At 50.6% G+C, this 5,860-nt stretch carries 2 protein-coding genes; both read left to right on the top strand.

Annotated features, from left to right (window positions below):
* A partial coding sequence (locus D5398_RS25135; protein WP_162940845.1) for an Ig-like domain-containing protein occupies window positions 1-1,283 on the top strand: 1,283 nt, incomplete at its 5' end.
* Window positions 1,284-1,723: 440 nt separating this feature from the next.
* Entirely contained in the window at window positions 1,724-5,182 is a 3,459-nt protein-coding gene (locus tag D5398_RS25130; RefSeq protein WP_120510019.1) for an Ig-like domain-containing protein, read from the top strand.
* Window positions 5,183-5,860: the final 678 nt, after the last annotated feature.

The following is a 5,860-nucleotide window of genomic DNA, read 5'->3' as shown; positions in this document are numbered from 1 at the left end:
GCGAAGGCAAGCACACTTTCTTCGCCACGGCGACCAACGCGGCAGGCCATGTCAGCGGGCATTCCGGTAACTTTGTGATCACCATTGATGTCCCGGATACCACGGCACCGGATGCACCGGTGATTAATACCTTCCACGATAACGTGGGAACCTCGACCGGGGACTTCAACAGCGGAACTACCACGGATGACACCACGCCAACGCTTAAGGGCCATGCAGAAGCGCACAGTGTAGTGAAGGTATACGAAGGAAGCACGCTGCTGGGATCGACTACGGCAGGCAATAACGGGGATTGGAGCTTCACGCCGTCAGCGCGTAGCGAAGGCAAACACACTTTCTTTGCGACGGCGACCGATGCGGCAGGTCATGTCAGCGGACATTCCGGTAACTTTGTGGTGAATGTTGATATTCCCAGTCCAGAGCCAGGTCCGGCGAAACTTGACTATCTTGAGGATAATTATCAGTACACTCAAACATTAAGGGGGGACGAAGAATGGCCGGCAATGAATGATTCAACGCCAACCATCCATGGAACTGGCGTCGCAGGCGAGGTTTTGTACATTCAGCAAGAATGGCAAGCAGTACAGTTTGGGCCCGTCCAAACAACGATGCGTGGCTCAGTAACCGTCGACTCTCGAGGAGAGTGGTCATTTACCGACAGTTTAATCAGTACATATAATGGAGCTGTCTACGATTGGGTAGTGTTGGGGAAAACGAGCAGCGGAGAATTGAAGTCGCTTGATTTGGGGCTTATCATCTCTTATTTCCATGGAAGCGACTACACAGCATGTGGACCTATTGTTGATATTGATTCGGGTGTTGCTGCTACGCAGCCATCACCCTGGTTCCCATTCCTGGCAACAATAAATCATACAGATCCTGTTTCATTACAAAATGTCCAAAGTGATCATCCCGATAATATGCAAGCAGGCTTATCTGATACCGTTCCTGTTATTTCACTGGCTCAAATTTCGGATGCCCATAAATCAATAGCGGCGGTAGATATTACTGATCATGTTCAGAATGCCCTCCATCTGGACTTAAACGATATTCTCAGTGAAGCACACGCCAATCTGTTTATTCAGGATGGTAAACAACAACTGGCTGTGACGGGGGATCAGGGTGACATTGTTGAATTGAAAGTTGATGATCTCGCTCACAATTCCTGGCAGGACGCCGGTCAGATAACCAGCGGCGGTATTCAGTATGAGGTGTATCAGCATACCGGCGGTGATGTAGAGCTGCTGGTTCAGCACGGCCTGGAACTGCATCAGGTCGCCTAAGTGTTTTTTGTTTTAGCATCAATCTATCCCTGGCTTCGGCCGGGGATTTTGTTGAAGCGTTTCCTGCAAAAGATCCCTGTTATCAGCGCCCCGCAAGTGTCCGACTTAATCATAGTGATTCATTATTCAGATATGGCTTTTGCATTATTTACCTCCTCCGGAATGATGACTGTCATCACAGGTTATATTCTCTTATAACAAATTGTTTTTAAATTATTTATCTCATTATTAATGACCTATAATCTGGAAGTTTTTTATTATTCAAATTCATGAAAATCCTTTTTTAACATTCGATCATTCCCTGAGCGCCACTATATCTCTATGTTGCCTGACAGCATAACGAACTGATGTTATGTCCTTTTAGTTTTTCGCATGACTTTTGTGACCCGCTTCTTTTCCGCCGGGCTGAATTTTAATCTTTATATAAGGAAACAGACCCTATGTCTGATACAAAAAATAACAACCTGACAACTACGCTCTCGGAAGGTATCGATTATTCCACGCTCGTCAACATTGACACTATCACCGACGCGGCCGGGCGTTCCACCGGGCCAGTCCTCAACGGTGGCCTGACGGATGACCTGCAGCCCACGCTCAGCGGCCACATTCCGCATACCCAAGGCTATGAACTGCGCATTTTCCTGAACGGCTCGGTGGTGGGGTATACCAAAGTCGACAGTGATGCTAACTGGAGCTTTACGCCGGAAACGCCGCTGAAGCCGGGCATGACCTGTGACTTCCAGGTAGTCCTGATTGATGCGGGCACCAACACGCTGTATCCGTCCACAATTTACACCATCCATACCACTGAGTTGAACCATGATGCCGCACCGCAGGCGCCGGTTATCACCGAAGTGCATGACGATGCGGGCACGTATCAGGGTGATGTGGCACAGGGCGGCAAAACCGACGACAGCCAGCCGCTGATTTCGGGTACCGCTGATGCGGGCAGCGTGGTTATGCTGTCCGTTTATTCTGCGAGCCAGGACCACACCTACTCACTCGGCAGCGTCGTAGCTGACAGTGACGGTCACTGGAGCTATCAGTTACAGGGTAAACAAAGCATTACCAGTGCGATGGGTGAGTGGACCTTTACCGCCACGGCGAGCAACGAAGTAGGTATCAGTGCAGTTAGCGAAGGATACAGCGTGGAAAGCGTGGCCTCCAACGGCGATGCATTCACTGCGCCGGTTATCACCTCCCTGACGGACGATGTCGGCCTGCACCAGGGCGACGTCCACAATGGCGGTACGACCGATGATACAGCGCCGGGTCTGCACGGTACCGGCGAGCCTGGCAGCATTATTACCATCACCATGGACGGCCCTGTTACCCAAAAGTTACACCACATTGCACAAGTGGAAGTCGGCAAGGACGGCACCTGGAGCTATCAGTTCACCGGTAAGCAGGCGCTGCAGAAAGGGGATAACGTTTTCCACGTCACGGCATCAGACTCTGTGGACCATATGGCGACAGGCAGTGATTTTGTGGTGACCCTGACGGGCAGCAATCATGATGACATCACGCCGCCGGATGCGCCGGTTATCACCGATGTCTATGACGATGTGGGCGTACAGCAAGGGCCGGTTGCGGACGGCGGCAAGACCGATGACAGCCTGCTGTTGATCTCGGGGACGGCAGCCGCTGGCAGCATCATTAAAATCAGCCATGTATATGAAGTGACGGGAGCTGTGTATACGGATGGTTCGGCGGTAGCTGATGCAAACGGTCACTGGACATTCCAGATGACAGGTGAGCTACAGCCTTCCTACGGCAACCGAATCTTTACCGCCACCGCGACGGATGCCGCAGGCAATGTCAGCGCCGCCAGTGACGGCTATGTAGTAAATTATGTGGCGAGCAATCAGGACGAGATCACACCGATTGATGCGCCGACCATTGATATGGTGAAGGATAATGTCGCAGGCCACAACAATGCGACCGGTCCTCTGAATAACGGCGATGTGACGAACGATAGTCATCCTGCTCTTTCTGGTCATGCCACAGCCGGAGCAATCGTTAATATCTACGATAATGGCATTTTGCTGGGCTCCGTTACTGCAAGCGCTCGTGGTGGGTGGAAATACACCCCGACAACTTTGGCAGACGGCGAGCACGATCTGACTGCGTCAGTTGTCACTTCAGCAGGTGAAAGTGCTCCCTCAACAGCATTCACCATCACGGTGGATACCGTCGCTGAAAAACCTGTCATAGATAGCGTTATGGATAACGAGGGTCTGAAGACGGGCGAGATTACAGATGGTGGTCTGACAGATGACAGCCGTCCTATCTTAACAGGCCATGCTGAAGCGGGTGCGACTGTGCGTATCCACGTCTATGAAAACGGTAAGGAAATCTATGGTGAACCTGTCTTAGCGAATGCTGACGGTATCTGGACATACCAGCCGAAGGCCTTCACGGGCCATGGGAAAACTTACTCTTTTGGTCTTACCAGCGTTGATAAGGCTGGTAACTATTACCAGCTGGATGGTGAACAGTTCAATGTGAAATATGTTCTCAGCAATGAGGACGGCACCACACCAGACACAACCCCACCGGCCCAGCCGGTTATCGACACATATCATGACAATGTCGGTACCGCGACGGGTGACTTTAAGGGCGGTACCACCACCGATGACACTACTCCGACTTTGAATGGTCATGCAGAAGCTAACAGCGTGGTGAGGGTATATGATGGCAGCACATTGTTGGGATCCGTTATCGCAGGCTCAGATGGTGCGTGGAACTTCAAGTCGCCAGCGCGTGCTGATGGTGAACACTCCTTCCATATCACCGCGACAGATGCAGCAGGTAATATCAGTGTGCAATCTGCTGATTTTGTGGTGAATGTGGTATCGGAATCGATCACTTTGGTGACACCGACTATCGATTACTATCATGGCGATACTGGTGGCAGCTTCGGAAGCGGGACTTACACGGACAATCATGAACCAACTTTAGAGGGTCATGCAGAAGCAGGCAGTATTGTGAGAGTGTACATCGATAATGGTAGTGATGGCTCAGTTGTTGCCGATGCTGATGGCCACTGGCAATACACTCCGAATCATAAGCTCTCACACACACATATTTTTACTGTCGACTCTACGCTTCAGGGAAATCTGAGTAACACATCAGAAAAGTTTGTGATTAACATCGATCCGCCACCGCTTCCATTAGCTATCACGAATATGATTGACGACCAGGGTTCAACAACCGGGAATGTTGCCAATAATGGAAATACAGATGACTCCAGGCTGAAAATTGAAGGCACAGCTGCAAACGGAAGCGTAGTGGTTATTAGCCACGTGGTACAGATGACAGGGAATACATACATTGATGGCTCAGTAGTTGCGGACACTCATGGACACTGGACATTCCAGATGACCGGTCCGTTCCAGCCATGGCTGGGCAACCGTATCTTTACGGCAACCGCGAACGGTGAGGAAAGTAACCACTATACCGTGAACTATGTCGAATCCGATACGGATGGGGCTCTACAGACCACTTTGCATAGCGTCGCTACTACCTCAATGCTTACATCGTCAGATGCATCAAATCATCATCCTATTCTGACACTGGCACAGGTTGACGATTCTCATAAATCCACCGCTGCGGTCGATATCACTGACCATGTGCAGAATACCCTGCATCTGACGCTAAACGACATCCTCAGTGAAGCACACGCCAATCTGTTTATTCAGGATGACCATAAGCAGTTAGCCATTACCGGTGACCAGGGTGACGTGGTTGAACTGAAAGTTGAAGACCTTGCCCACAACACCTGGCAGGACGCCGGTCAGGTGACCAGCGGCGGTATTCAGTATGAGGTATATCAGCATACCGGCGGTGATGTAGAGCTGCTGGTTCAGCACGGCCTGGAACTGCATCAGGTCGTCTAAGCGTTTCGTATTTTAACGTAAATCCATCCCTGGCTTCGGCCGGGGATTTTTTTGAATATGATACAGAGTTATGAAACTCGATCGATCCTTTTAGCGGCGCTCATCGCGCGCGTCCCGGCTCAGGGCGTATTGCCGACGGAGGCGTGCCGAGTCGTCTCCGCGCTGCGTCTGTTCGGGCATGAACCACCACGTTTTTGACTTTGATATTCAGCTTTCCTGCATTAAGAAAATCAGCATTCTGGTTTTGTTTTTTTGCATCCTGCGGTTGGCTGAAGGGGGGTAATAAGGAGAGGGGATATCATGATGTTATCGCTGTATTTTTTTATAAGCCGTTTTTTAAATGCTTCCCCTTACGTGCCTTTTGCCTATTCCAAATAGCGTTTTTCATTTCTGATTATTCCCTATATGAGCCGATATCACTATGTTGCGGATCAGCGTAACAAACTGATGTTACGTGCTTTTTCGTCTCCCGCTCAGCCCCAGATGTTGTTTTGCCGCCTGAAGGCTGAAATGACTTCTCTATAAATAAGGATACCGGACACTATGTCTGACTCTGCACGTAACAATACCCTGCTGGCTGCGCAGCTGGCCAGCCTTCCCCTCGACAGCAGCGGCGGCCTTATTCCCACCCCGGCCGAACCCGGCGTGGCACGCATTGATTTTGCCACCGATGACCAG

It is taken from the genome of Rahnella bruchi (assembly GCF_003614975.1).
Taxonomy (GTDB): domain Bacteria; phylum Pseudomonadota; class Gammaproteobacteria; order Enterobacterales; family Enterobacteriaceae; genus Rahnella; species Rahnella bruchi.
Note: the sequence above shows the minus strand (reverse complement) of the source record. Positions and strands in the feature narration are given on the sequence as shown.